Genomic DNA, 25,107 nt, shown 5'->3' on the forward strand with positions numbered 1-25,107 from the left:
GGCGCAAGAGCACTGACGTGACGTCGATAGTCAGGTAAATTGTGCGCGCGTGAATACCCAATGATCCGTTCGGCCGAGTGTCAGTGCGTCCTCGGCGCGCGCCTCGTGCCCTATAATGATAAAGCACCCGGTGGTCTGCTGACTGCCACGCAAGGGATGCTCAAGGAGTTGTCGTGGAATTTTTGAATGCCATTCCCATGGATACCAGTCAGCTGTTCGAGATAGGGCTGCAATGGGGCGGAACCCTGCTGTCGGCGCTGGCCGTGCTGGTCTTCGGCATGTGGGTCGCCAAGCGTCTGACCCAGTGGGCGACCTCGCTGCTGCACCGCAAGAGCATGGACGAGGCGGCGGCCGGTTTCGTCGGCCAGATCGCCTACGCCATCCTGGTGGTCATGGTGCTGCTGACCGCTCTGGATCAGCTCGGCGTCGATACCACCTCCATGATCGCCGCGCTGGGTGCGGCGGGTCTGGCGATCGGTCTGGCGCTGCAGAGCTCGCTGTCCAATCTGGCCTCCGGCTTCCTGCTGGTCACGCTGCGTCCGTTCAAGAAGGGCGATTACGTCGAAGCCGCCGGCACCTCCGGTAGCGTCGATCAGATCACCATGCTGCAGACCCGCCTGGTGACGCCGGACAACCGCAAGGTCACCGTGCCGAACTCCAGCGTCATGTCCAACACCATCACCAACTACTCGGCGCTGCCGACGCGTCGTCTGGACCTGGTCGTCGGTGTCAGCTATGACGACGACATCCGTCAGGTCAAGGCGGTGCTCGAGGAGCTGGTCGCCGGTGACGAGCGCATCATGAAGGAGCCGTCCCACCTGATCGCCGTGTCAGAGCTGGCCGACAGCTCGGTCAACTTCAACTTTCGCATGTGGTGCCAGGCCTCCGATTACTGGGCGCTGAAGTGGGACATGACCGAACGCATCAAGCTGACCTTTGATGAGCGCGGCATCAGCATTCCCTATCCGCAGCGCGATGTGCACTTCCATCAGGCCAGCACGCCGGCCGAGTAACTTCCGCATCACGTAGGCATGTCGACAACGCCACCCTCGGGTGGCGTTTTTCATGGGCTTTCGTCGGGGCATTCCATCGCGCCCCGAGTCAGGTACTCTCGACGTCATCCGTCCTGGGTATCGTTCTGATCGGGAGTCCAGTGCATGACAAGGTCGCAGCTGTTGTCCCAAGCGTGTGATGCCGCTGATGCCAGACGGCGTCAGGCATCGCGCATTCTGCTTGCCAGTCTGGTGGTGATCGGCCTCGGGCTTGTGCCGCTGATTGCCACGCGCGCGCTGTATCTGGATGACATGAGCCGTGCGCTGGATGGCTATTTCGGTTGGATGCTCAATGCGCGCCCGGCCGCCGAGGGCATCATGCGTCTGCTGGGCTTCGGCGATGTGCTGGTCAATGTCGCGCCCTTGCCGCAATTGGCGGCCTGGGGACTGGCGGCGGGCATGGCGCTGGCCTGGTGGCGATGGCTGCCGGGGCTCTCGCTGGCGGGCTGTGTAGTGGGCAATGCGCTGATCTGGCTGACGCCCTTCACCCTGCAGAATTTCAGTTACGCCTTCGACAGCCTGCCGATGAGCGTGGCGCTGGCCAGCGCCATACTGGCCAGTCTGGTGCTGCGTGCTGGCGGGAAAAGCAGGGCGGAGGGAGAGCCAGCCGGAGGGATAAGCGAAGGGCGAGGCCCATGGCAGGCCTGGCAGCCGCCGCTGAGCGCCTTGCTGCTGTTGCTGCTGGCGCTTTGCTGCTATCAACCGGCCCTGAATGCCTTTCTGGTGCTGAGTCTGCTCGAGGCCCTGTTCGCGGGCGCTACCAGCACCTCACTGTGGTCGCGCTGGCGGATGCTGTTGCAGCGTGGGGCGCTGGCCGCCGTCGCCTTGCTGCTCTATCTGCCCATCACGCGGCTGCTGGTGGCGGGGGAGTACAGTCAGCAGCATGGCCAGATGCTGCCCTTCGCCGACCCTCAGGCCTTGCTGGCAGGGATCGAGCACAACCTGAACGTGGCGCTGGGCGCGCTGCGTGAGGGGCTGGGGCAGGTCACGCTGTTGCTCAGTCTGGCGCTGCTGGCCGGGGCAGCGCTGTTGCGACTCCTGCCTCGCGGCGCGCCTTTTCGTCACGCCGAGGCCGCTGGCGCCCCCGAGGGCAGGTCTCGCTCGGCGCGCCAGCTATCGCTGCAGCGCATGAGCTGGGTCCTGTGGGCGCTGCTGCTGGTTCCCGCCCTGTGGGGGCCGATGCTGTTGCTGGCCGAGCCGGTATTTCATTCGCGCACCCTGATCGCCTGGGGGCCGCTGCTGGGTGGCGCCCTGATGCTGGCACTGAGCGTGAGAGCAAGAGAGAGCGTGAGAGCGAGTGCCGACGCCAGCGCAACGCCGAGCATGACGGAAGCGGCCAACACGCAGCGCAAGACACCTGTCTGGCGGCGTGTGATGCAGTGCCCGTTGAAGCCGTGTCTGTTGATCGTCGCCTGTCTGTTGCTGGTGCGCCATGGGGTGATCTTCGCCGCCTGGAGCAATGCGCTGGCCGCCCAACAGGTCCATGAGACACAGCTGGCGCGCACCCTCGTAGCTCAGGCGCGGGAGCAGGGCCTGCCGCTGGACTCGCCCCGCGACGCCGAGCGCTACCAGCCGCGCGATGCCTTGCCGGTACTGGTGCTGGGCGAGGCGCCAGTGGCGCCACTGGCGCGGGTCGCTCGCCAGCAGGTGGCGGCCGTAGGCCAGAATCTGGTCGCAGCCTTCACGCCCGACAACTACTGGGCCGTGGTGCGGCTGCGCCTGGCGGGCGCTAGCGCGGTGACCTTGCTGCGCGATGAGGCGCTCAAGGCACGCCTGCAAGCGCGGTCGCCCTGTGCGCCGGGCGATGCTGTCAGTCAGGCCTCCGATCAGCCCACCAGCCAGCCCTCAGCTCCTTCATCCGCTCAATCTCAAGTTCTGTCGCAAGTGCAGTCTCACGTGCCGTTGCCAGCGCTGTCGTTGCAAGAGGGAGTCTGGGTAATCGATTTCCGCAAGCCTCGCCAATGTGATTAGGCCATGCGAGTCACTCATGTGCCCAGGCCATGCGGGGCTCATATGAGGGAGGGGCCATGACAGCGAGAGTCAGTGAGGACAAGTTGCCATGAACGACAACGCCGCCCCGAGGGGCGGCGTTGTCGTATTGCCGATATGAACGGCAATAGGTACAGGCTTCAACAGTGTATTGTCACACCTCGATCAGGCGTGGTTCTCGACCTTGTCGAATTCCGTGGTGATTTCATCAGCCGGTGCTGCGCTCATGATGCTGACCACGTAGATGGCGATGTAGGCGAAGATGACGCCCGGCACGATCTCGTAGAGATCGAAGATGCCACCGGAAAGCTGCTTCCAGACCACCACGGTCACGCCACCGACGATGATGCCGGCCAGCGCGCCGAAGCGGTTCATGCGACGCCAGTACAGCGACATGATCAGAGCCGGACCGAAGGCGGCACCGAAGCCGGCCCAGGCGTAGGACACCAGACCCAGCACGCTGGAGTTCGGGTCCAGCGCCAGGATCCAGGCGATGATGGCGATACCGACCACCGCGAAGCGACCGACCCACACCAGCTCGGACTGGGTCGCATTCTTCTTGAACAGCGCCTTGTAGAAGTCATCGGCGAGGGCAGAGGACGACACCAGCAGCTGGGAGTCAGCGGTGGACATCACGGCAGCCAGGATGGCGGCCAGCAGCACGCCGGCAACCGCCGGGTGGAAGATGAAGTTCACCATGACCATGAAGATCTTCTCGCTGTCGGCCAGGTCCTTCGGCACGTAGACGAGACCCAGCAGGCCGATACAGATGGCCGCGAACAGACCCAGTGCAGACCAGACGACGGCGATGGTACGGGCCGCGCCGATGTCCTTCTCGCTGCGGATGGCCGCGAAACGCGCCAGGATATGCGGCTGACCAAAGTAGCCCAGGCCCCACGCCAGTGAGGAGACGATGCCGACCAGGGTCAGCGCTTCGCCGGTGGAGGCGTCACGGAACCATTCCAGCAGCAGCGGGTTCTCGGCAGTGATGCGCGAGGTCGCTTCTGCCACGCCACCCATGTCGGTGAGTGCCACGATGGGCACCACGATCAGGGCAACAGCCATCATCAGACCCTGGATGAGGTCAGTCCACGACACGGCGAGGAAGCCGCCGAAGAAGGTGTAGGACACGATGGCGATGGTACCGACGGTCACGGCGATGGTGTAGTCGAGGCCGAAGACGGTCTCGAACAGCTTGCCACCTGCCACCAGACCGGAGCTGGTGTAGAAGAGGAAGAACAGCAGGATGAAGACGGCCGAGATGACGCGCAACATCTTGGAGTTGTCGCGGAAGCGCTTCTCGAAGTAATCCGGCAGGGTCAGCGAGTCGCTGGCGACGAAGCTGTAGATACGCAGGCGCTTGGCGACGATCAGCCAGTTGAGCCAGGTACCGGCCAGCAGACCGATGCCGATCCAGGCAGCGGACAGGCCGCTGAGGTAGGCAGCGCCGGGCAGGCCCAGCAGCAGCCAGCCGGACATGTCAGATGCGCCGGCGGAAATGGCGGATGTCCAGGGGCCCAATGAGCGGCCACCCAGGATGTAATCCGACATGTTGGAGGTGCGCTTGTAGGCCAGCAGGCCAATGCCGAGCATCACCGCCAGATAGATAGCGAACGTGATGAGTATGGTGGGGCTGTTATCGACCATCGTGGAGTAAATCCTTTGCATTTATTGTTGTCGGACGGCGAGCGTCGTGATGATTCACTGCCAGTGACGGTTCCTGTCAGACCGTCGCCGGGAGTCCTGCGTCATGCATCTAACGTCCTTCGAGGGCCTTGTCGCGGTGGCTCTCGCAAGTTCCTGCCAATCTTGTACGTTCAGACTAGCGCATAAACGAATCTTCTGACGTTCGTCCGTCCCCGCATATTGCCGTCGAGTCAAAAGGGGAAACGGCAACGGACACCGCAGGGCACGAGCATGAGGGGCCAGTCGCTGGCGATTCATGTCCGTGGGCGTCCCTGTCGGTGTCCGGGGCAGATGACGGCTTGCTCGCCGTCATCCACTGGGCATCGTCCTGATGCCCTGTCACCTGGCTACCTCATGCACGTCCAGCATGCAGTCTTCCGCCAGGCATGACCTCTGCTGCTGCCGCGAGAGCTGGCAGCGTCGGTCATTCGTCGCCCATGGCGAGAAGAGACGCGTTGCCGCCGAGAGCCGTGGTGTTGACGGTACGGGTCTTCTCGGTAGCGAAGCGGTGCAGGTAGTGCGGGCCGCCGGCTTTCGGGCCAGTACCAGAGAAGCCCTGGCCACCAAACGGCTGTACACCTACCACAGCACCGATGATATTCCTGTTGACGTAGACATTACCAACACGAATTTTCTGTGCAACGGCATTAGCAAAACTTTCGTTTCGCGAATGCACACCGAAGGTCAGGCCGTAGCCGAGGCCATTGATGGTATCGATGACCTTGTCCACTTCGCCGCCTTTCCAGGTCGCGATGTGCAGGACCGGACCGAACTGCTCGCTTTCCAGGCTATCGATGCCATCGATGCGCAGGGCGACCGGCGCGACGAAGGTGCCGTGCTCGGTGATGGTCTTGTCGACGGCGGCTTCGGCGATCACGCGGCCCTGGCTGCGATATTCCTCGATGTGCTTGAGCAGACCGGCACGCGCTTCCTCGTCGATGACCGGGCCGACGTCGGTGCCCAGATCACGCGGGTCGCCGATCTTCAGCTCGTCCATCGCGCCCTTGAGCAGGCCGATGACGCGCTCGGCGACGTCTTCCTGCACGTAGAGCACACGCAGGGCGGAACAGCGCTGACCGGCACTCTGGAAGGCGGACTGCACCACGTCATTGACGACCTGCTCCGGCAGGGCGGTGGAGTCGACGATCATGGCGTTGAGGCCACCGGTCTCGGCGATCAGCGTCGGCAGCGGAGCGTTCTCACGCGCGGCCAGCGAGCGGTTGATGATCTGCGCGGTCTGGGTGGAGCCGGTGAAGCACACGCCAGTGATGCGCGGGTCGCTGGACAGCACGCTACCCACGGTCGGGCCATCGCCCGGCAGCAGCTGGACGACATCGTGCGGCATGCCGGCTTCGCGCAGCAGCTCGACCACGCGGTGAGCGACCAGCGAGGTCTGCTCGGCGGGCTTGGCGACCACGGTGTTGCCGGTGACGGCGGCGGCGACCATCTGGCCGCAGAAGATCGCGACCGGGAAGTTCCACGGGCTGATGCAGGCGAAGACGCCCTTGCCGCCGAGCATGATCTGGTTGTGCTCGCCGGTCGGGCCCTGCAGCTCGGTCGGCTCGGCGAAGTCGGCACGCGCACGGTTGGCGTAGTAGCGGCAGAAGTCGACCGCTTCACGGATCTCGGCGATGCCGTCGGTGAGCAGCTTGCCACCCTCGCGGGAGCACAGGGTCATCAGCTCGGCGGTGTGGGTTTCCATCAGGTCACCGAAGCGCTCGAGAATCGCGGCGCGTTCCTCGACCGGCGTCTGCTCCCAGCGCGGGAAGGCAGCCCAGGCGGCGTCGATGGCCTTGGAGGCTTCCTCGGCGCTGGTCCACTGCACGTGGCCCAGGGTGTCACGACGGTCGAACGGGCAGGTGACGGCCTGACGACGCTCGGCATTGACCTCGACATCGAAGGCCAGCTGCGGACGCACGTCGTAGGTGGTGTCCATGTGCGTGGCCATCTCGTCGATCAGCGGCTGGTACTGGCTATTGATGTTCAGATTGATGCCCCGTGAATTCAGGCGGTCTGCGCCATAGATGTTCGGCGGCAGCGCGATGCGTGGGTTGTGGTAGGTCTTGTACTGATTGAGCGTGACCACAGGGTGGGTGCACAGGCTCTCGACCGGCACGCGCGGGTCGACCAGCTGGTGAACGAACGAGGAGTTGGCCCCGTTCTCCAGCAGACGACGTACCAGGTACGGGAGCAGGTCCTTGTGCGCGCCGACCGGCGCATAGATACGGCACCAGGTCCCCTTGGGGGCACGCTTGAGCGCGGCTTCATACAGGGCTTCGCCCATGCCGTGCAGACGCTGGAATTCGAACTGACGTGTCTCGCCGGCGTTGGCCACATCCAGGATGGTGCTGATGGTGTGGGCATTGTGGGTGGCGAACTGCGGGTAGATGCGTCCGCGAGTGTTCTCGGACAGCAGGAAGCGCACGCAGACCAGGTAGCTGACGTCGGTGGAGGCCTTGCGGGTGAACACCGGATAGCCTTCGACACCCAGCTCCTGGGATTCCTTGATCTCGCTGTCCCAGTAGGCGCCCTTGACCAGACGCAGCGGGATCTCGTCGCCTTGCAGGTCGGCGATGCGGTTCAGGTACTGCAGGGTCGGCAGGGCACGTGTCGAGTAGGCCTGCACGACGAGGCCGAACTTGCCCCAGCCGCGGCAGGTGTCGCTCTCGTAGACGGCGCGGAACACTTCCAGCGAGATCTCGAGGCGATCGACTTCCTCGGCATCGATGGTGATGGCGACGTTCAGCTCGCGGGCGATGCCGGCCAGTTCACGCACGCTTGCCACCAGCTCTTCCAGCACCTGCTCACGACGGCCGAATTCATAGCGCGGATGCAGAGCGGACAGCTTGATGGAGACGGACGGCGACGGGGTGCCTTCCTTCAGCTTGCGCGAGGTTTCGCCGACGGTGCGGATGGCACGCGCGTAGTCGTCGAAGTAGCCCTTGGCGTCGTCGCGGGTACAGGCCGCTTCACCCAGCATGTCGTAGGAATAGGTGTAGCCCTTGTCGAACAGCGGCTGGGAGCGCTTGAGCGCTTCCTTGATGTCGCGGCCCAGCACGAACTGCTTGCCCATCACCTTCATCGCCTGGTACATGGCGCGGCGGATGACCGGCTCGCCGAGACGATTGACCATGCGGTTGATGAAGGTGGCCGGCTTGCCGTCACCCTTGGGCAGATCCATCTTGATGACGTTGCCGGTCATCAGAAGGCCCCAGGTGGAGGCGTTGACGAACCAGGACTCGCTCTGGCCCAGGTGGGACTTCCAGTCGGCCACGCCGAGCTTGTCCTCGATCAGCGCATCGGCGGTTTCCTTGTCCGGAATGCGCAGCAGCGCCTCGGCCAGGCACATCAGCAGCACGCCTTCCTGGGTGTCGAGGCTGTACTGCTGCAGCAGCTCGTCGATGGAATCGACGGCGGTGTCCATGGTGCGGATCTCGCGAACCAGCTCGGCCGTCTTGTCGCCGATGCGCTTGGCATCCTTGTCTTCGGCGTTCAGCAGCCCGACCAGCTCGCTGACGTAGGCGCTTTCATCGACCAGGTAGTGGTCGCTGACGCGCGCGAACAGCGCCTCCGGAGACTGCTGCCAGGTGCTGGCGGCCAGCATCTGGTCACTGCGCAGGATGTTGTCCTTGAGCACATTGCCCTTGAGCACCCCTTGCTTGTCGTTTGTCGAGGACTGCGGGGACGTGGCTGTGGACGTGGCCGAGGCGATCGCGGCATTCACTGCACTGGACTGATCGGAGGGAGTGGAGGTGGTCATGGTGCGAACCCCTTGCTGCTGGGCGTCGAAGCGCCGAATGGGATTGCCGAGTCACAGCGCCGGGAGTGATGCAGAACGCATCAGAAAGCGCGACAGCGGCACGTCTGGATGTATGACTGAGAATGTAGGGTGGCGCAGGGGGGCGGGTCTTTCCAATTTCTCGGCTGCGCATGTCAAATTCACGGGCATGTCAGAAAAGTGACGCGCTTCTCCGACCTTTGTCGAAGGCTGTGCCGCGAAATGACGCGATCTTGTTATACCAAGGTGGTAGAGGCTTGAGGGGCGAATTGAAGAGCGGCGTGTCAGACACACGGGCGGACCTGACACGCACGCCTCACCGGCTCCTGCCGACTCGATCAGGACTTGCGCAGTGCCGAAGGCGGGAAGCCGAGATGCTTGCGGAAGGCGTGGGACAGGGCGCTCTGGTTGGCAAAGCCGCAGCGATCCGCGATCTGGGACAGGGAAAGCTCGCTGGTGCCCAGCAGCTGGCGCGCCTCTTCCAGCCGACGGCGCAGCAGATACTGATAGGGCGAGAGGCCGGTCAGGACGCGGAAGCGCTCGCTGAAATGCTGCTCGGAGAGATGCGACTGGCGGGCAAGATCCGCCACGCTGAGGCGCTGGCCGAGATTGGCGTCGATGAAGCGGTTGAGCGCGACCAGATCCAGTTGACGACCGCTGGTGCTCAGCGCGCTCATCGGCTCTTCGATGCGCGTGTTCAGGCAGGCGAGGAAGGTGGCGGCGAGCAGGTCGCCCGGCGCCTGCTGGTAGTCGTTGACTTCCGCGAGCATGAATTCGAGATAGCCGCGCAGGCGGGTGTCCAGCGTGAAGAAGCGTGGGCGCTCGAACAGGCGCTTGAGCTCGCGATGATGGCCGGTCAGGTAGGGGGCATCATCGGGCAGGTCGAGAATCAGCTGGCGATTCTCGCCGATGCCCGCGTAGTAGTGGACATGATCGGCCGGCACGATGCAGCCGGTCAGCGGGCGAATCTCGCCACCCTGGCCCTCGATCTCGAACTCGGCCAGGCCATCGAGGCCGATCACCAGCTGGTGGTAGCTGTGATCGTGGTGCTCACGCAGATTGGAGAGCGGGATCAGGCGCATCTCGCTGGCGGCCATCAGGCGCGAGTCTCCGCGACACCGGTGCGGGCACGCAGATGGCCCAGCAGCACGTTGAGCTCTTCACGACCGGCGCGCGAGAACAGCGCACCGCCCTGGGCCAGCTGCCACGGCCGGGCATGGTTGTCGAAGATGCCTTGGCAGCGGCGCCGCAGACTCTCCAGATACTCATCATGGCGAATCGGGTAGCCGATCACGCTGTGCCACTCGTTCTCGTTGATCTCGCCGCTGATCGCCTGGTCCAGCACGCGGGCGATGTCGCTGTAGTCGGTGCGAAAGCGCGGCGTACGCGACATCATCAGCATGGCCACGGTGCCGACGGTGACGATCAGGCAGACCACGAAGGTGATGATGAAGATGGACATTAGCGAACCTTGTGCGGACGTAACCGGAAATAGTGTCGTAGCTCACCATTCTATCACGCTGCACGGCCAGTATCGTCAGTGCGACAGGCGCGTCATGTTCTGTCTGTCAGAACGTTATGGCATGATTCAAGTCCATTGAGACGGCATGGCACACGTTGCCTGTCAGCCTCGTTCTTCACCTGCCGTGGGAGCCCCGCCGCATGGCCAATCAACGTGTGGAAGCGGTCGAGCGTGCCTTGACGCTGCTGGAAGCCTTTACCCCCGCGACCCCTCGCCTGACGCTCAACGAGCTGGCGCAGGCCAGTGGTTTCTACAAGAGCACGATTCTGCGGCTGATGGGCTCGCTTGAGCACTTCGGCTATGTGGCGCGTGACAGCCATGGCATCTACTCCATCGGCGCGGCGCTGGGGCGTTTTGCCCAGCTGGCGCCGGCGCTGCCGGCCCGAGAGGCTCAGCTGCGCGGCTGGCTGGCGGCGCTGAATGCCGCCAGTGGCGAGACGGCCAGCCTGATGCTGGTCGAGCATGGCCCGCTGGCCGAGGCGCGCCCGGTGGCGGGCGTGACACGCCCGCGTCAGGCGATGTGCCAGTACGCGCATGTCAGCCAGTGGCCGTTGCGTCATCAACTGGAGGAGGGCGAGCTGGTCGATGAGGCGCTGTCCGTCTTGCTGCAGCAGTGTGTCGACAGTGGCGAGATCGAGACCGGTGAGGCGGCCGGCCTGTCGGTGGCGGCGCTGGCGATCAGCGTCGCCCAGCATCACGACGAGGGGCTGGCACCGGCGGAAGTCATCGTGCTCAGTGGCCCGACGGCGCGCCTGACGCCTGCCCAGGCCCACCGCCTGCTCGCCCAGTGGCAGCAGGGCGACTGATGCGCGCTCACCAGTGACGGGAGTCTTGAAGTGCTGAAATGACGACGCCCCCGCCGGTAAGACCGGCGGGGGCGTCGTCATTTCAGAGCGCTGTCATTCAGGGCGTTGTCGTTCAGGGCGTGTCACCTCATGAGAGGCGCGGACCCTGGCCAGGATCAGGCGTCGGTGGCGGCCTTGGCGGCGCTCATGCGGCGACGCAGGATGGGGCCGACGATCACCGGCAGCAGTAGACCGGCGATGGCGATGCACCACAGGGTCACAGCCAAGGGGCTACCGATCAGGATGGTCCAGTCGCCGTCAGACAGCTGCATGGCGTGACGCAGGTTCTTCTCCATCTCCGGCCCCAGCAGCATGCCGAGAATGACCGGCACCAGCGGGATATCCAGCTTGCGCAGGAAGTAGCCAGCGACCCCGAAGGCGACCATGAAGTACAGATCGAAGGTCGAGTGGCTGATGGAGTAGATGCCCACGAAGGCGACCATGGTCACAACCGGCAGCAGGTACTTGGGCGGCACGGACAGCAGCTTGACGAAGATGCCGACCATCGGGATGTTCATCAGCAGCAGGATGACGTTCCCGATCAGCAGCGCCGCGATCACGCCCCACACGATGTCGCCGTGCTGGGTAAACATCAGCGGCCCCGGGGTGATGTTGAGCGAGATCAGCATCGCCAGCAGCACCGCGGTGGTGCCGGAGCCCGGCACGCCCAGCGTCAGCATCGGCACCAGGGCGCCAGAGGCGGCACCGTTGTTGCCGGCTTCCGGGGCGGCCACGCCGCGCGGATCACCTTCGCCGAAGTTGCTTTTCTTGCCGAGGATCTTCTTCTCCAGCGTGTAGCTGATGAAGCTGCCCAGCGACGCACCGGCACCCGGCAACACGCCGGAAATGAAGCCCAGCACGCCGCCGCGGAAGGAGGTCGGCAGGATGGCGACGATGTCCTTCAGCTTCAGGGTCATCTTGTTCATGGCGATCATCGGCTTGCCTTCACCGGCGTGCTGTTCGATGAAGAACAGCAGCTCCGAGATGGCGAACAGACCGACGATGGCGATGATGAAGTCGATGCCCTCGAACAGCTCCAGCACATCGAAGGTGTAGCGCTGGGTGCCGGTGGAACCATCGATGCCGACGGTGGCGATCATCAGGCCGATGGCGGCGGCCATCAGTGTCTTGACCGGATTCTTGCCGGTGATGCCGCCCAGGGTGGCGAAGGCCAGCACGAACAGCGCGAAATATTCCGCCGGGCCGAAGGTCAGCGCGAAGCTGGCCAGCCACGGCGCCATCACGATCAGACCGATGGTGGCGATCAGGCTGCCGATGAAGGAAGCGATCGCCGAGATGGCCATCGCTTCGGCGGCCTTGCCTTTCTGGGCCATCGGATAGCCATCGAGACAGGTCATCATCGCCGGCTCATCGCCCGGAATGTTGAGCAGAATCGAGGAGATGCGCCCGCCGTACATGGCACCGGCGTAGACCGAGGTCAGCAGGATCAGCGAGGTTTCCGGGCTCAGGCCCAGGGTGAAGGCCAGCGGAATCAGGATGGCCACACCATTGGCCGGGCCCAGGCCCGGCAGTGCGCCGATCAGGGTGCCCAGGAAGGCCCCCAGCACGGCGAACATCAGATTCTCTGGCTGCAGGGCGATGCCGAAGCCCTGCATCAAGAAGCCAAGACTTTCCATTACGCCACCTCCAGGATGCCCAGCGGCAGTGGTAGCTCAAGCACGAAGTTGAACAGGGCGAAGACGACGATGCCGCCGAGCAGGCCAGTCACGTAAGCGCGAACCGGCTTGGAGCCCATGCGCCAGCACAGGGTGCCGACCGCAGCGGTGGTCGTGACGATGAAGCCCAGCGGCTCAAGCAGTGCGGTGTACAGGCACAGGATGACGATGGCCAGCACCATCTCGGCGCCGGTGCGGCTCCACGGCCATTGCTGGTCCGGGTCGGGACGCACGATCAGATACAGGCTGCTCAGCGCCAGCACGATCGAGAGCACCGTGGGGAAGGTTTCGGGCCCGATGGACTCGGCCCCGCCGAAGGGTTCGGGGAACTGCTGGGCACCCCAGCCGTACGCGACGGCCAGGGTGAGCATCAGCAGACCAAAGATGCGGTCATTCATCAGCGAATCAGCCCAATGTCCTTGGAAAGGGTCTGGATGTCCTGGATCTGTGCCTTCACGAAGGCATCAAACTCGGCACCCGATTTGTGGAACGGCATCAGGCCGCTCTTGGTCATCACGTCTTTCCATTCTTCGCTTTCATAGACGCTGTCCAGCGTGGTGGTCCAGTACTGCTCGGCATCGTCGCTGACACCCGCCGGGATGTAGAAGCCACGCCAGTTGGGGGCGACGGCATCGATGCCCTGTTCACGAGCGGTCGGCACCTCAGCCAGCTTGCCCGGCAGGCGCTCTTCGGAGAGCACGGCCAGCACTTTCAGGTCGCCGGATTCCATGAAGCCCTGAATCTCGGAGATATCACCGGTGAAGGCCTGCACGTGGCCGCCGACGACCTGGGTGATGGCTTCGCCGCCGTTGTTGTAGGACAGGTAGGAGACTTTGGGCAGGTTCTCGACATCGGCTGCCTGGGCAGCGATCAGCACCTTGAGGTGATCCCAGCCACCTGCGGCACTGCCGCCGGCGAACTTGACGGATTTCGGGTCTTTCTTCAGCGCGTCCATCACCTCGCTCAGGGTGTTGTACGGCGAATCCTTGGAGACGGCGATGGCGCCGTAGTCCGCGCCCAGTGCGCCGATCCACTCGACCTGGTCCTGATTCATGCCCGGGAACTGGCCCTGGGCCAGACGGGTGGTGGTCGCGGTGGAGGCGGCCACCAGCAGCTGCTCGTCACCGGCACGCTTGGAGACGGTATGCGCGAAGGCGACGCCGCCACCGGCACCGGCCATGTTGATGGTCTGCACGTTGCCCGGCACGAAATCGAGCTCAGACAGGATCTTGCCGACGCTGCGGCAGGTGAAGTCCCAGCCGCCGCCCGGATCAGCCGGCGCGATGCAGTCAACCTTGCCTTTCGGTTCGAAGGCGAAGGCCTGGGCGGACATGGCGGTGACCACCGCGGCTGTCAGGAGTTTGAGTGTCATATGACGTATCATGGCGACCTCTGGTGTTATTGGATTGTGGTAGCGGCACATGTCGTGGGTCAGGCGCTGGCAGCGGCTGAGCGAGAGGCTCGCCCTGCAGCCGCGAACCTGACAGCAACCTTACAATTCTGTAAGGCGGAACTTTATTCTGTATGGTGAAATTAGACTGCCGCCCGATGGCTCGCAAGATACCCATTCGTCGCACCGACCTTGGTCGAAAGGCGTATTTGCGCACCTTTGCGGTGCATTTTTGTGAATGATCCGGCGGGGTGTCGTGTCGGAATCTGGCGCTGTCTGGCGCTCTCTTTCTCCTTTCTTGCCCCTCTCTTGCTTCTCTCTCACTCCTCTCTTGTTTCTCTCTCGCTGCTCTTGCATGCCTCCCTCGCGCCTCTCCCGGCACGCCCGAGCGGGGCGCTTGCGTCGCCTGCGTGAGCTGTGCGTTCACGGGCGTCATGGCTTGCTTGTCGTGTTTGAAACGTTATGCGGCGTTGCAGCAGAAGCGTGGCCATTGGGCTTTGGTCTAGCGTGTAGCCGGTGGCCAGACTGCGTGCTGACCGGGTGCCATCGGCAATCGTGCAAGGGGACAGGGGAGGGGAGAAGACTCATGGCCAAGGTGTTGGGCAGTGTGTGGGCGTTGTTGCTGGGTATCGTGCTGATCATGCTCGGCAATGGCATGCACTTCACGCTGATCGGTCTGCGTGGCGGCATCGAGGGCTTCTCCTCGGCGGAGCTGGCGATCGTCACCTCGGGCTACTTCGTGGGCTTTCTCTCCGGCGCGCGCTATACGCCGGTGCTGATCCAGCGAGTCGGGCATGTGCGGGTGTTCGCGGCGCTGGGCAGCTTCATCTCGGCGGCCTTGATCGCCTTGCCACTGCTGACCGAACCCTGGGCCTGGACGCTGCTGCGTCTGCTGATCGGCTTCTGCATGTCGGGCATCTATGTCACGGCGGAAAGCTGGCTGAATGCGGCCGCCAGCAACGAGACGCGCGGCAAGGTGCTGTCGGCCTACATGATGGCGCAGACGCTGGGCATCATCGGCGCGCAGGGTCTGTTGACGCTGGGCGATGCCGCGACCTCGGTGCTGTTCATCTGTGCCTCCATCCTGGTGTCGATCTCCTTCGGGCCGATTCTGCTGTCGGCGGCCGTGGCTCCGGTGGTCGAGGTGTCGCGGGCCATGTCGTTCGCGAAACTGTTCAAGGCGTCACCGCTGGGCGCCATCGGCATCTTCCTGCTCGGCAGTGTCTATGCGACCCAGTCGGGGATGGGCGCGGTCTTTGGCACCCAGGTGGGCCTGTCGGGCTCACATATCGCTCTGTTCATCGCCATGCTGTTCGCCGGTGCACTGGTGTTGCAGACCCCGATCGGCTGGCTGTCGGACCGCATGGACCGCCGCGTGCTCATCTGCGGCCTGTCCGCCGCCGGGGCAGGCTCATGTCTGTTCGGCTGGATGGCGGGCGATGCGCTGTGGCCGTTGATTGCCTCGGCCTTCTTTGCCGGGGGCGTGACCACACCGCTGTATGCGTTGCTGCTGGCCTTCACCAATGATTCGCTGACGGCCGAGGAGATGCCGGGCGCCTCCGGCGGGCTGGTGTTCGCCTTCGGGCTGGGCGCCATCGTCGGGCCGCTGGCGGCAGGTGGCGCGATGGAGGTGATGGACCCCTACGCCTTCTGGCTGGTGCTGGCGACCACCTTCGTGGCCATCTCGCTGTATGCGCTCTATCAGATCACCCAACGCGAGATGGTGCCGGTCGAGGAGACCGACAGTTACCTCAACATCCTGCCGACGGCGTCACCGATGGCGGTCGAGGTGGCGGTGGAATGGGCGCATGAACACGCCGAGGATGAGCAGCTGGCCGCCGAGGCCGCTGAGGCGGCGGCGCAGGAAGAGGCCTTCGAGGTCGCGCTGGAAGAAGCCTTCGAGGAGGCATTGGAAGAGGCGCTGGATGAGGCGTTCGAGGCCAACGTCGCGCCGCTGGAGGAGGCGGAGCTGGTGGAGCCGGATCACGAGTACGTGGCAGAGCCGTTGCTCGAGGCTGATGCTGACACGGAAATCGCGTTCGAGACGGAACTGTTGTCCGAGCTGTTGCCGGGAGCGGAGCTGACAACTGAGACAGAAGCAGCGCCGGCAACGGAAACAGAGCCTCGCTCACAGAAAGATTCAGAGAGAGATTCTGAGCCGCACGAAGAGCGCGACCCGCAATCGCCCTATCAGTTTGACTCCGAACATCAGCCGCCCAAGGGGCCGTGGCCCTCCATGCCCTGAGGTCGTTGAAGAGAACCAGTCAGTAGCCAAAAGCCGCCACCCCGGCAAACGGGGTGGCGGCTTTTTTGGGGCTGCCATGAGCTTTTGCCAGTCTTGAGCGTTTGCCGGGCGAGCGCAGCGCTCAGGGCTCAGGGCTCAAGGGCCTCAGAGAGCCAGTATCTCAGTGCTTCAGTCGATCACTGCAGGCCCAGCTCCTGCGACATCTGCTCGACATCGCTGACTTGCTGGGTGATGAAACGATCCAACGCCTTGCCGGACTTGTGGAACGGCATCAGGCCATTGGCCTGCATCACCTGCTGCCACTCGGGCGTCTCGGCCATGCGGTTGAGGGTCTGCTCCCACCAGTCGAAGGCGGCATCCGATGCGCCACCCGGCAGGTAGAAGCCGCGCCAGTTGGGCGCGACCACATCGATCCCCTGCTCACGTGCGGTGGGGATGTCGCTGTACTGGCCGGGCAGACGCTCTTCACTGAACACTGCCAGCAGGCGCAGATGGCCAGATTCGACGAAGCCGCGGGCCTCGGTCATGTCGCCGGTGAAGGCTTCCAGGTGGCCGCCCATCACCTGGGTGATGGCGACGGAGCCTGAGTCGTAGGCGAGATATGGCAGGGCGCGTAGATTGTCGATGCCCGCCTCACGCGCCGCCATCAGCACCTTGAGGTGATCGAAGCCGCCCGCGACATCGCCACCGGCGAAGCGCACCGCCTTGGGGTCTGCCTGCATGGCGGCCAGCAGCTCGTTCAGCGATTGGTAGGGCGAGTCCTCGGCCACGGCAATCACACCGTAGTCGGCGCCGAGAGTCATCAGCCAGCGCACGTCGTCGACCTTGCCGTCCTGATAGGCATGCTGGCCCAGGCGGGTGGTGGTCGCGCTCGAGGCGGCGACGATGACCTGCTCATCGGCGTGGCGCTTGGACTTCACATGCGCGAAGGCGACGCCACCGCTGGCGCCGGGCACGTTGAGGGTCTGCATGCCGGCAGGGATGAGGTTCTGCTCATCCAGCAGGCGGGCTACGCTGCGACAGGTGAAATCCCAGCCACCGCCGGGCTTGGCGGGTGCGATGCACTCCGTCTTGCCCTGCGGGGCGAAGTCGGTCTGTTCGTTCTGCTCCTCTTGGGCGGCGTTGGCGCTCAAGGGCGCCAGCAGGCCAAGGCTGAGCAGCAGCGCAGCGGGCAGGGCGCCAGTGCGCTGTCGAGAATGCTTTCTGCGTGAGAAGGGATGGCGGGCAGGGGATGTGGCGTGCATGGCAATCGTGTCCTTGGTGTTCAGCGTCGATCGTTATGGTTATGTCGGTCAGCGCGGCATCGGGCTGGGCGTTGCTGGCTGTCGCACGCTCGTGACTGTTGTGGTGAACCTGTGTCGTGAGTTTGTGTCGTGAGCTTGCGAGAGTGCGAATGAACGAAAATAGCCTATTTCGGCGAGTCGCGAAAAGGCACGGCAGGCGGGCAGTGCGCAGAGAAATCGCATTTCCCGCGCCGTCACTCCTCAAGGTGGTCTCGGGATTGCTAGAATTGCGCCATCAGGCTGTGGTGAGCGCTCCGCGATCTTCCAGCCGCCGCCTTTCATTGAGGAGACGGGCCATGACCCTTACCCCGCGCATGCACGACTTTCTCGCCCGCCTGCCCAAGGTGGAGCTGCACCTGCACATCGAAGGCTCGCTGACGCCGGCCTTGATGTTCGAGCTGGCGGCGGAGCAGGGCATCACATTGCCCTACGCCACCCTGGAAGAGGTCGAGGCGGCCTATGACTTCGCGGATCTGCCTGCCTTCCTCGCGCTCTATTACCAGGGCATGGGCGTCTTGAACGACGAGTCACACTTCTACCGCCTGGCACAGGACTACTTCCGCCGTGCGAGCGCCGATGGCGTCAAGCATCTGGAGCTGTTCTTCGATCCGCAGGCGCATCTGGCGCGTGGCGTGAGTCTGGAAACCCAGTTCGCGGGGCTGGAGCGCGCCTGTCGTGAGGCAGTGAAGGAATTCGATATCACCTCGGCGCTGGTGCCGAGCTTCCTGCGCTGTCATTCCGCGGCGTCTGCGCGCGAGCTGTTCGACGCGCTGATTCCCTTTGAATCGCGCTTCGTGGGCGTCGGCCTGGACAGCGCCGAGATCGGCAATCCGCCGGAGAAGTTCACCGAGGTCTTCCAGCTTGCGGGGGAGCGCGGCTGGCATCGTGTCGCGCACGCAGGTGAGGAAGGCCCGGCAGAGTACATCCGCACGGCGCTTGAGGTGCTGGGGGTGGAGCGTATCGACCACGGTGTGCGCTGCCTGGAAGACGCCGCCCTGGTCGCGGAGCTGGCCGAGCGGCGTATCCCGCTGACGGTGTGTCCGCTGTCCAATGTCGCGCTCAAGGTGGTGGAGCGCATGGAAGACCACCCGCTGCCGAAGCTGATCGAGGCGGGCCTCAATATCACCCTCAACTCGGATGACCCGGCCTATTTCGGCGGCGGCATGCTCGACAACTTCATCGCCGTGCAGCAAGTGCTGAATCTCAGCGAGGCGCAGTGGCTTACCCTGTGCCGCAACGCCATCGACGCCGCCTTCCCGCAGCGCGCCGAAGGTCTCGGCATGAGTGACGCCCGCCGTGGCGTGCTGCTGGCACAACTCGATAGCTGCGCAGCCTGAGAATTATCACCGGCGCTTGAATACTGAATGCAATCAACGGCTTGGCCACCAACATCGCCAGTACGACGCCGCCTGCGGCAACCGCTCCATCAGATGTTGCTTGACCGCGCTAAGTCGTTGAGTATAATGTAGTTCTGGCGTGCGCAATGCACCGCCCTGCGGGTGTAGCTCAATGGGAGAGCAGAAGCTTCCCAAGCTTAAGACGAGGGTTCGATTCCCTTCACCCGCTCCAATAGGGCATTTCCTGATGTTCTAAATTGATTCTAACCTCCTGATTTTGCTATCAACTAGCAGTCGGGAGGTTTTTCGTTGTGCGTCCATAAACCCCTGTAGGCCGATCATTCGTGTATGTTGTCGTGTATGTTGTTTGAGAAACATACAAGAGGCCCCTCCGACATGAAACGCACCGCCATCAAGCGCCGCCCTTTGGCCGATTCCGTGCTTGCCAATCTTGAACCTGAGCAACGCATCTATCGCGAGAGCTATGGTGTGGACCGCCTGTATTTCGTGGTGTTGCCCAGCGGCACCAAGCGGTGGGAAGTCAGGTACAAGCGTCCCTCAGATGGCAAGTGGGCGTGGGTTGGCGCTGGTAGCTATCCCAAGGTTTCTGCCAAGCGTGCGCGAGCCAAAGCGTTGGAGGTAGCCGCCATGGTGGATGAGGGGATTGATCCTATTCATGGTGAGCAGCAGCAACAAGGCGTCTCTTTTCGTGAGGCATCGAAAGCCTGGTTCGAGCACAAGAAGATCCAGGGGAGAGCAGCCAAGACGCTCACTGGCATGCAGCTCTGGATGAAGAATGATGCTCTCCCGATGCTGGGTGACATGCCTCTGACGGATGTGGGGCGCAAGGAGTGTGCTCAGCTGCAAAAGCATATTGAGGATCGCAAGGCGCACAACACAGCGGAAAAGAGTCGAGTATGGCTGAAGCAGATATTCGACTATTCCATTGCAAGCGGCTGGGCAGACAGCAACCCCGCGACCAATCTTATGGCCATAGCGGCGCCGACGCCTGTAGCAGACCGCTACCCGCACCTTATGGAATCCGAGCTTCCGGACTTCCTGAACAAGCTGAGTCTTAGCACGAGTTCGCTGCATGTGCGTACAGCTGCCAGGGTTGTGATGCTGACTGCATCACGCCCCGGGATGGTTCGAATGGCAGAGTGGCAGGAGCTCGACCTCGAGGAGGCTATCTGGAGTGTCCCTGCTGAGAAAATGAAGACCAGACGGCCTCATCGTGTGCCACTTTCCAAACAGGTTGTTCAGCTTTTGAAGGATCTCAAGCCCGTGACCGGACGGTCGAGGTGGGTATTCCCTGGGCAAGGGGAGGCTCCGACCATCAGCGACATGAGCATCAATGGATGCTTCAAGCGTATTGGCTATGGTCGGAAGATGACAGGCCACGGCGCCAGGCATACCGCCAAGACATTGTTGGCTGAGCATGGCTGGAGCCGAGACTGGACAGAAACTCAGCTGGCTCACAAGCGCCCAGGACTCGAGGGCGTGTATAACCAGGCTGAGTATCTGGAGGAGAGGAGGGAGATGATGCAGTGGTACGCCGACTATCTTGATGCCTTGGAAGCCGGCGATGGTAAGGTGCTGAAGAAGCTGTCACGCAAGACTGTCTAGCCACGAGTTGCCATTCGCTGGGTCATCCATTGATCGATCTCGCTTTCGACCCAGCGGATCTGGCAGGTACGGAGTTCTTCCCTCCCGAGCTTGATGGGTTTCGGAAAGTCCGGATCTTCATTGCGCAGCTTGTAGAGCTTTGACCGTGACAAGCTGGTCTTTTCAATGAGCTCATTGGTAGTGATGAAGCGGAGCTCGTGTTCGCTGTGTAGTGCTTGAGCTGTATCTGACATTTTCAGTCTCCTTGATATCGACCTTGGCCATAACCCATGGCCTCACGTTCTTGCTCTGCCTGTCGCGCCGCCTGGTATTGCTCCACGGCCTGACGCACACCGGGCACCTGCATCATCAATCTGTACTTGCGGTGCCAGTGATCTCGTCGTTGGCTGATCATCACGATCAGGTCTTCCAGTGGTAGTGCTTCACCATCCTCTGCGGCGTATCCGGTGCCGTGACAGTGGGCACAAGGTGAGCGATGGAAGACACCATGGAATGTGCCGCTGCCACCACACTTAGGGCATGGGCTATGCGCTGGCAGCTCCCACGTTGCTTGCGACACCTGACGCATCTGGCCTCCGTGAGGAAACAAAAAAACCACCCAGAAGGTGGTTTTTTATATTAAGGTATTTTTAAATAACTTTATTTGTTAAAGTCAATTTTAAGGCTGGGGTCCGTCTCCACTGAGTCAATTATTTCGTTATATCTTGTAACTACATCCTCGACCGCAGTACGCCTACCGGCAGCAGCAAATCTTCCCAGCTCATATAAGTTCAATGCTACAAACTGCTCAACTTCAAATATATCTATACGTTCTCCTAGCCCTACGTTTTCCGCTAAGACCTCAGCAGCTGCCACTCCTCTTGAAGTCGTCACTATCATGGCGCGATGTCCTGCATCAATATTATCCTGGCACCGTCCTATAACAGCTTCGCCAGGAGCCGTAGTGACATGAATGGCAACGTCACCGATAAAGAAATCACCAGCGCGACCAGTTTGAGAGTCGGAAGTGGAAAAACTATTGTGGGTGAAGTTGCCTACACCTAAAGCACAGTCTAATTTTGCACCGATTAAGTGTTGAAGTACGGCACCAGCATATTGCATTCCAGGTGCAGTCTTTTGTCTTTCTTCAGCTTGTTCTGTCATGTCGCGAACCAGCGTCCGTAAACTTCGAGATGTATCGAGACGAAGTTTGAACGGCTTTGCTGCGAAGAAGTCGTGAACGCGAGCTATCCAGAACTTTTCTACAATATCGAGATCGATTTCTCGTTGACCCGCCTGTTTGTTAAGGAAATCGACGTAGAGGCGCATATTATCGATACTGCCACGACTGGTCCTGCCACCTTCTGAAGCAAGTACGCGCTCGATTCCGTGGCGCTTAAGCACCTTTTGTACAGCTCTTTTACCCAGGCCCAATACCTGCCCACCTCTTGGAGTGAGCAGTTGGTCAGGATCAAGAGGTAGACCTTGTTGCCGAGCATGCTGTGTAACGGCAAGTGCTACGCATAGAGGTCCTTTGCGTGTAAAGGACCAGTCCTTATTAAAAATTGCTAAGTCATCCTTTAGATTCTGCGTGCTCATGCTGCTGCCTTTTTCTTTTGGTTTCGGTTAGCCAAAAGTAACGGTTCCAAGAGGTGGTTCGCAAGATATCTTACGACTGGGACAGCAACACCGTCTCCTGCTAGGTGGTAGGCTTGGTTGTAATTTTCTGGGAGTCTATAGGTATCCGGTAGACCCATTAACCTAGCAGCTTCACGGGGAGAAAGAAGACGAGAGCGAACCTGATCCCCTTCTACCAGCATGATAGTCTGTCGGCTAGAGCCGCCACTAGGTGTGCGTAAGCATCCAGCTATATCATCAAAGCGAATTTCAGCGCGTTGCATTTTTTCGCCTGTCTTGCTATCAGTCCGAGTGCGTCTATATATGGTGCCTACCATACGACTTCCGCTCTTTTGGGCTGCTTTAACCTTATTTAGGTTTACTGTAGTCATTAATTCGAGAAGACGTTTTGTCTCTGCAGCGGTATGCCATTTGACGCCACTCGGCTTGTCTTCCACTAGATCTGCGAAAACTGTAGTGCGTTCAGTAGCTGTAGGTATATTCCACCAAACCCATGATTTTTGGGTGGTTTTAGGAAGTTTGTCGTATGCTTCAACTAACGCAGGAGAGTGCCATACAAGCTCTGGCTTGTTACACAACAAGGAGTCTGGTATTGAAATAGACGATTTTTTTGCCGCAATAATAAATAATCGTGGGCGAGACTGAGGTACAAAGTGCGAAGCATTAATTACCAAGGCACCTACACGATACCCTCCGCGAGCCAAAGCAGAGCAAATTGTGGCAAAGTCTTTGCCTTCATGAGAACTCAGGGCACCACATACATTTTCTAACGCAATAAGATGGGGAGCCCGTTCCCCTTCTGACAAGCTTGTCATTAATTTCCAAAATGGCCAAAAAGTACCAGATCTTTCACCTTTAAGACCAGCCCCATTACCTGCGAGAGATAAGTCTTGACATGGAAAAGATGCCCAGGCCAAGTCTGCTACTCCAGGTAAATCACTTGTTTTCAGTTCGGAAACATCACCGACTTTTAGATGCTCATCACCCCAGTTTAGGGAATAGCTAGAAGCCTTTTTGGGATCAAGGTCATTGGCAAAAAGGCACTCCCAGTCTGGACCTAATCCAGAGCGAGCCATGCCGCCTCCAGCGAAAAATTCATAAAAAGTGCTCATTATTCCCCCATCTTACTGCTGATGCTGAGCTGCTGTTTGTTATTCAGTCTTTCTTGGATTGCTTCTACTATCCAAGTATTACGTGAAACACAGCCTGCACGGCATTCACATTCATAATCGATTGCTTCCAATATCTCCGGCGTTAGGCGCAGGTTGATTCTTTGTAAGCATTGGTATGTTGAGCTAGCGTGTGATTTTTTCATGGGCGCCATTATGGCGCCACAATGGTGCAGCGTCTAACGCCCTCGAGGTCTACTTACCTAGCTATGTTTTCACACCGCTTGCTGCAGAGCCTTGATGATGTGGCTGACCGGGCTAGGGCAGACCGCGTTGCCGAGCAGATGCACGGCGAGGCGGTGGTTGTCCGGTAGCTGATAGGTGTCGGGGAAGCTCATGGCCGACCGGCATTCCCACCGGCTGAGCATGCGCATGCGGTCGCCATCGACGATGGCCCACCGATCGCGCGTGGTGATGGTGCCGATGGGGCGATCCAGCGAGCGTCCTGTCTTGGTGTTGCCGTAGTAGCTGATCAGGAAGCGGTCTCCGTGGGTGGCACGGCCAGCGCGAACTCGCTCCAGGGTAGCGGCGGCCCGCCCGGGCTTCTCTATGGGCTGCCAGCGGCCTGACTCGAAGTCGATGAAGCTGGCGGCCGGCAGGTGATCGAGTGTCGGCAGGTTCAGCTTGAGCGGCTGGGCGGACTGGGTGAGTACCAGGAACATGCGGATGCGGTTCTGTGGGGCGCCGAGATCCGCGGCGTCTACTACATGCGGGCTGACGGCGTAGCCCAGTGCCTGCATGGCCAGAACCCAGGGGCGGTAGAGCTGCCAATCGAGGAACTCGGGGACGTTCTCCACGAGGATGGCTGGTGGCCGGTGATACTCGGCAGCTGATACCACTGCCCAGGCAGTCGAGCGGCTGGCATCGTGTTGAGGGTTACCGCTGGCCTTGCCTCGCGCCTTGCTGTGGCCCTGGCAGCAGGGCGACGCCAGCATCAGGTCATGCGCGGGTACCTGACTCCAATCTGCCTGATGCAAGTCCTGGCAGATATGCGCTGCGTCCGGATGGTTGCGGCTGTGCCACTCGACAGCATCCGGCCAATGGTTGGCGGCCCAGGCCACGTTGCAGCCGGCCATACTGGCGCCGGTGCTGAATCCACCGGCACCGGCGAAGAGGTCGATGACGTTCATGGCTTCACCTTCCGATGGCCTGCGTCGTAGAGCGCGCCCAGCAGGTACTCTTCCGACAGTGCCCCGTGCAACTCGTGCTTATGAGCGTCAGCCGCGGCCTTGGTGATCTGCTTCATGTCCTCTATCGCCGTCTCACGATCGCTGCGGATGGGACGTAGCTCAGATTGAGCGCACACTTCAATGCCGCAACGCTTGTCTTCGACCACCACACCGGTGCCGCGCACTGTATAGCCAATCACCGTGACTTCTGTGCAACCGACATGATCTGACTCGAACAGCGCTGTGCTTCCCACTGGCGGCCGGCCTTCACCATCCCAAGTCTTGGGGTCGTCCGCCTCGCTGACTGGTCGCTCGAGATGTTGGACGTGTGCCAGCAGCGCCTCTTCCCATTGTTCCCGGGTGATGATGATGCGGCGCTCATGGGCGCCGATCCATGCGTAGTGCCATTCGTTGTTGGTCGGGCCCTTGATCCAGCCCTCGAGATCGCCGTGGCCGTTGTCGGTCGGCAGGCTGCAGTCCGTCTCGGGCCGCGGCCACGGGTGAGGGAGGTGAAGCAGGCTTTCCATCAGTTGATCGCGGGTCATTGGCGCTTGTCCTCTTTCAATATGCTGTCCATGGCACCTGCTCCCCAAAGCGCCAAGACGATGAGCGCGCCGCCTATGAGGAACAGATAGAGCATGGTCACTCTCCCTTGGTGAGCAGCGTGTCGAGCCAGCCACCGGCGAGCAGGTAAAAGAAAGCCGCCAGGCAAGTGGCGGCGAT

Annotated in this window: 22 protein-coding genes and 1 tRNA gene; 8 read left to right on the top strand and 15 right to left on the bottom strand. The window is 61.6% G+C overall.

Annotation, left to right across the window (positions count from 1 at the left end; translation table 11 throughout):
* Nucleotides 1-173 precede the first annotated feature (173 nt).
* Both IZU87_RS05425 and IZU87_RS05430 read left to right on the top strand, forming a co-directional pair.
* The gene (locus tag IZU87_RS05425) at nucleotides 174-1,013 is read left to right on the top strand and encodes a mechanosensitive ion channel family protein (RefSeq protein ID WP_248379138.1); all 840 of its coding nucleotides are present in this window, start codon (nucleotides 174-176) and stop codon (nucleotides 1,011-1,013) included.
* A 144-nt stretch (nucleotides 1,014-1,157) separates the two neighbouring features.
* Nucleotides 1,158-3,023 carry a glucosyltransferase domain-containing protein gene (locus tag IZU87_RS05430; protein WP_213113917.1) on the top strand — a complete coding sequence of 622 codons (1,866 nt, stop codon included), beginning with the start codon at nucleotides 1,158-1,160 and terminating at the stop codon, nucleotides 3,021-3,023.
* Nucleotides 3,024-3,206: 183 nt separating this feature from the next.
* Here IZU87_RS05430 and putP read toward each other — a convergent pair whose 3' ends face one another.
* From putP to IZU87_RS05450, 4 genes are all read right to left on the bottom strand, one after another.
* The gene (gene putP / locus IZU87_RS05435) at nucleotides 3,207-4,688 is read right to left on the bottom strand and encodes a sodium/proline symporter PutP (protein WP_213113918.1); all 1,482 of its coding nucleotides are present in this window, start codon (nucleotides 4,686-4,688) and stop codon (nucleotides 3,207-3,209) included.
* A gap of 463 nt (nucleotides 4,689-5,151) precedes the next feature.
* Complete coding sequence (gene putA, locus IZU87_RS05440) at nucleotides 5,152-8,331, bottom strand: bifunctional proline dehydrogenase/L-glutamate gamma-semialdehyde dehydrogenase PutA (RefSeq protein ID WP_192838250.1); 3,180 nt, start codon at nucleotides 8,329-8,331, stop codon at nucleotides 5,152-5,154.
* 512 nt (nucleotides 8,332-8,843) lie between these two features.
* Nucleotides 8,844-9,602: an AraC family transcriptional regulator gene (locus tag IZU87_RS05445; protein WP_054556785.1), complete on the bottom strand. Its 759-nt coding sequence runs from the start codon at nucleotides 9,600-9,602 to the stop codon at nucleotides 8,844-8,846.
* The gene (locus IZU87_RS05450) at nucleotides 9,602-9,967 is read right to left on the bottom strand and encodes a hypothetical protein (RefSeq protein ID WP_043335450.1); all 366 of its coding nucleotides are present in this window, start codon (nucleotides 9,965-9,967) and stop codon (nucleotides 9,602-9,604) included. The genes IZU87_RS05445 and IZU87_RS05450 overlap by 1 nt, the downstream gene beginning before the upstream one ends.
* Before the next feature lie 200 nt (nucleotides 9,968-10,167).
* On the opposite strand from IZU87_RS05450, the gene IZU87_RS05455 reads away from it, so the two are divergent.
* Entirely contained in the window at nucleotides 10,168-10,833 is a 666-nt protein-coding gene (locus tag IZU87_RS05455) for a helix-turn-helix domain-containing protein (RefSeq protein ID WP_213113919.1), read from the top strand.
* A gap of 155 nt (nucleotides 10,834-10,988) precedes the next feature.
* On the opposite strand, the gene IZU87_RS05460 is transcribed toward IZU87_RS05455, so the two are convergent.
* The 3 genes from IZU87_RS05460 to IZU87_RS05470 are packed head-to-tail and all read right to left on the bottom strand — an operon-like array spanning nucleotide 10,989 to nucleotide 13,920.
* Nucleotides 10,989-12,509: a tripartite tricarboxylate transporter permease gene (locus IZU87_RS05460; RefSeq protein WP_213113920.1), complete on the bottom strand. Its 1,521-nt coding sequence runs from the start codon at nucleotides 12,507-12,509 to the stop codon at nucleotides 10,989-10,991.
* Nucleotides 12,509-12,946, bottom strand: a complete 438-nt coding sequence (locus tag IZU87_RS05465; RefSeq protein ID WP_043335453.1) for a tripartite tricarboxylate transporter TctB family protein — start codon at nucleotides 12,944-12,946, stop codon at nucleotides 12,509-12,511. The genes IZU87_RS05460 and IZU87_RS05465 overlap by 1 nt, the downstream gene beginning before the upstream one ends.
* Nucleotides 12,946-13,920, bottom strand: coding sequence for a Bug family tripartite tricarboxylate transporter substrate binding protein (locus IZU87_RS05470; protein ID WP_240548726.1), 975 nt, complete (start codon nucleotides 13,918-13,920; stop codon nucleotides 12,946-12,948). The genes IZU87_RS05465 and IZU87_RS05470 overlap by 1 nt, the downstream gene beginning before the upstream one ends.
* A gap of 604 nt (nucleotides 13,921-14,524) precedes the next feature.
* Between IZU87_RS05470 and IZU87_RS05475 the strand changes: the two genes are divergently transcribed.
* Nucleotides 14,525-16,183, top strand: a complete 1,659-nt coding sequence (locus tag IZU87_RS05475) for an MFS transporter (protein ID WP_213113922.1) — start codon at nucleotides 14,525-14,527, stop codon at nucleotides 16,181-16,183.
* A gap of 176 nt (nucleotides 16,184-16,359) precedes the next feature.
* Here the strand turns inward: IZU87_RS05475 and IZU87_RS05480 are convergent, their stop codons facing one another.
* A complete protein-coding gene (locus tag IZU87_RS05480; protein ID WP_213113923.1) occupies nucleotides 16,360-17,427 on the bottom strand; it encodes a Bug family tripartite tricarboxylate transporter substrate binding protein in 1,068 nt (355 codons plus the stop codon).
* On the opposite strand from IZU87_RS05480, the gene IZU87_RS17875 reads away from it, so the two are divergent.
* The 4 genes from IZU87_RS17875 (at nucleotide 17,426) to IZU87_RS05495 (ending at nucleotide 20,429) form a co-directional block, all read left to right on the top strand.
* Nucleotides 17,426-17,560: a hypothetical protein gene (locus IZU87_RS17875; protein ID WP_283248874.1), complete on the top strand. Its 135-nt coding sequence runs from the start codon at nucleotides 17,426-17,428 to the stop codon at nucleotides 17,558-17,560. The genes IZU87_RS05480 and IZU87_RS17875 overlap by 2 nt on opposite strands.
* Before the next feature lie 202 nt (nucleotides 17,561-17,762).
* Nucleotides 17,763-18,803, top strand: coding sequence for an adenosine deaminase (locus IZU87_RS05485; RefSeq protein ID WP_349305162.1), 1,041 nt, complete (start codon nucleotides 17,763-17,765; stop codon nucleotides 18,801-18,803).
* Nucleotides 18,804-18,961: 158 nt separating this feature from the next.
* Nucleotides 18,962-19,035: transfer RNA gene (locus IZU87_RS05490), tRNA-Gly, on the top strand.
* A 164-nt stretch (nucleotides 19,036-19,199) separates the two neighbouring features.
* Nucleotides 19,200-20,429: a tyrosine-type recombinase/integrase gene (locus IZU87_RS05495; RefSeq protein WP_213113924.1), complete on the top strand. Its 1,230-nt coding sequence runs from the start codon at nucleotides 19,200-19,202 to the stop codon at nucleotides 20,427-20,429.
* On the opposite strand, the gene IZU87_RS05500 is transcribed toward IZU87_RS05495, so the two are convergent.
* The 7 genes from IZU87_RS05500 to IZU87_RS05530 all read right to left on the bottom strand — a co-directional run.
* Nucleotides 20,426-20,662, bottom strand: coding sequence for a helix-turn-helix transcriptional regulator (locus IZU87_RS05500; RefSeq protein ID WP_200019334.1), 237 nt, complete (start codon nucleotides 20,660-20,662; stop codon nucleotides 20,426-20,428). The genes IZU87_RS05495 and IZU87_RS05500 overlap by 4 nt on opposite strands.
* A 2-nt stretch (nucleotides 20,663-20,664) precedes the next feature.
* Nucleotides 20,665-20,997, bottom strand: a complete 333-nt coding sequence (locus tag IZU87_RS05505) for a J domain-containing protein (RefSeq protein ID WP_213113925.1) — start codon at nucleotides 20,995-20,997, stop codon at nucleotides 20,665-20,667.
* A 71-nt stretch (nucleotides 20,998-21,068) separates the two neighbouring features.
* Nucleotides 21,069-22,007, bottom strand: coding sequence for a DUF4928 family protein (locus IZU87_RS05510; protein WP_213113926.1), 939 nt, complete (start codon nucleotides 22,005-22,007; stop codon nucleotides 21,069-21,071).
* On the bottom strand, nucleotides 22,004-23,158 hold the full coding sequence (locus tag IZU87_RS05515) for a DNA cytosine methyltransferase (RefSeq protein ID WP_213113927.1): 1,155 nt from the start codon (nucleotides 23,156-23,158) through the stop codon (nucleotides 22,004-22,006). The genes IZU87_RS05510 and IZU87_RS05515 overlap by 4 nt, the downstream gene beginning before the upstream one ends.
* A gap of 272 nt (nucleotides 23,159-23,430) precedes the next feature.
* A complete protein-coding gene (locus IZU87_RS05520; RefSeq protein WP_213113928.1) occupies nucleotides 23,431-24,345 on the bottom strand; it encodes a DNA cytosine methyltransferase in 915 nt (304 codons plus the stop codon).
* Nucleotides 24,342-24,929 carry a hypothetical protein gene (locus tag IZU87_RS05525; RefSeq protein WP_213113929.1) on the bottom strand — a complete coding sequence of 196 codons (588 nt, stop codon included), beginning with the start codon at nucleotides 24,927-24,929 and terminating at the stop codon, nucleotides 24,342-24,344. Before IZU87_RS05525 ends, IZU87_RS05520 begins: the two co-directional genes overlap by 4 nt.
* Nucleotides 24,926-25,107: hypothetical protein (locus IZU87_RS05530; RefSeq protein ID WP_502711603.1), on the bottom strand; the 182-nt coding region annotated here is incomplete at its 5' end. The genes IZU87_RS05525 and IZU87_RS05530, both read right to left, overlap by 4 nt.

The organism is Cobetia sp. MC34, assembly GCF_018340035.1.
GTDB lineage: Bacteria > Pseudomonadota > Gammaproteobacteria > Pseudomonadales > Halomonadaceae > Cobetia > Cobetia amphilecti.

Bases quoted from the DNA above. Each gene is read 5' to 3' on its own strand.
- IZU87_RS05495 (WP_213113924.1), top strand. From the start codon at position 19,200: ATGAAACGCACCGCCATCAAGCGCCGCCCTTTGGCCGATTCCGTGCTT.
- IZU87_RS05510 (WP_213113926.1), bottom strand. From the start codon at position 22,007: ATGAGCACGCAGAATCTAAAGGATGACTTAGCAATTTTTAATAAGGAC.
- IZU87_RS05455 (WP_213113919.1), top strand. From the start codon at position 10,168: ATGGCCAATCAACGTGTGGAAGCGGTCGAGCGTGCCTTGACGCTGCTG.
- IZU87_RS05450 (WP_043335450.1), bottom strand. From the start codon at position 9,967: ATGTCCATCTTCATCATCACCTTCGTGGTCTGCCTGATCGTCACCGTC.
- IZU87_RS05445 (WP_054556785.1), bottom strand. From the start codon at position 9,602: ATGGCCGCCAGCGAGATGCGCCTGATCCCGCTCTCCAATCTGCGTGAG.
- IZU87_RS05485 (WP_349305162.1), top strand. From the start codon at position 17,763: ATGACCCTTACCCCGCGCATGCACGACTTTCTCGCCCGCCTGCCCAAG.
- IZU87_RS05470 (WP_240548726.1), bottom strand. From the start codon at position 13,920: ATGACACTCAAACTCCTGACAGCCGCGGTGGTCACCGCCATGTCCGCC.
- IZU87_RS17875 (WP_283248874.1), top strand. From the start codon at position 17,426: ATGGCAATCGTGTCCTTGGTGTTCAGCGTCGATCGTTATGGTTATGTC.
- IZU87_RS05525 (WP_213113929.1), bottom strand. From the start codon at position 24,929: ATGACCCGCGATCAACTGATGGAAAGCCTGCTTCACCTCCCTCACCCG.
- IZU87_RS05515 (WP_213113927.1), bottom strand. From the start codon at position 23,158: ATGAGCACTTTTTATGAATTTTTCGCTGGAGGCGGCATGGCTCGCTCT.
- IZU87_RS05465 (WP_043335453.1), bottom strand. From the start codon at position 12,946: ATGAATGACCGCATCTTTGGTCTGCTGATGCTCACCCTGGCCGTCGCG.
- IZU87_RS05500 (WP_200019334.1), bottom strand. From the start codon at position 20,662: ATGTCAGATACAGCTCAAGCACTACACAGCGAACACGAGCTCCGCTTC.
- IZU87_RS05480 (WP_213113923.1), bottom strand. From the start codon at position 17,427: ATGCACGCCACATCCCCTGCCCGCCATCCCTTCTCACGCAGAAAGCAT.
- putP (WP_213113918.1), bottom strand. From the start codon at position 4,688: ATGGTCGATAACAGCCCCACCATACTCATCACGTTCGCTATCTATCTG.
- IZU87_RS05520 (WP_213113928.1), bottom strand. From the start codon at position 24,345: ATGAACGTCATCGACCTCTTCGCCGGTGCCGGTGGATTCAGCACCGGC.
- IZU87_RS05430 (WP_213113917.1), top strand. From the start codon at position 1,158: ATGACAAGGTCGCAGCTGTTGTCCCAAGCGTGTGATGCCGCTGATGCC.
- IZU87_RS05460 (WP_213113920.1), bottom strand. From the start codon at position 12,509: ATGGAAAGTCTTGGCTTCTTGATGCAGGGCTTCGGCATCGCCCTGCAG.
- putA (WP_192838250.1), bottom strand. From the start codon at position 8,331: ATGCTGGCCGCCAGCACCTGGCAGCAGTCTCCGGAGGCGCTGTTCGCG.
- IZU87_RS05505 (WP_213113925.1), bottom strand. From the start codon at position 20,997: ATGCGTCAGGTGTCGCAAGCAACGTGGGAGCTGCCAGCGCATAGCCCA.
- IZU87_RS05475 (WP_213113922.1), top strand. From the start codon at position 14,525: ATGGCCAAGGTGTTGGGCAGTGTGTGGGCGTTGTTGCTGGGTATCGTG.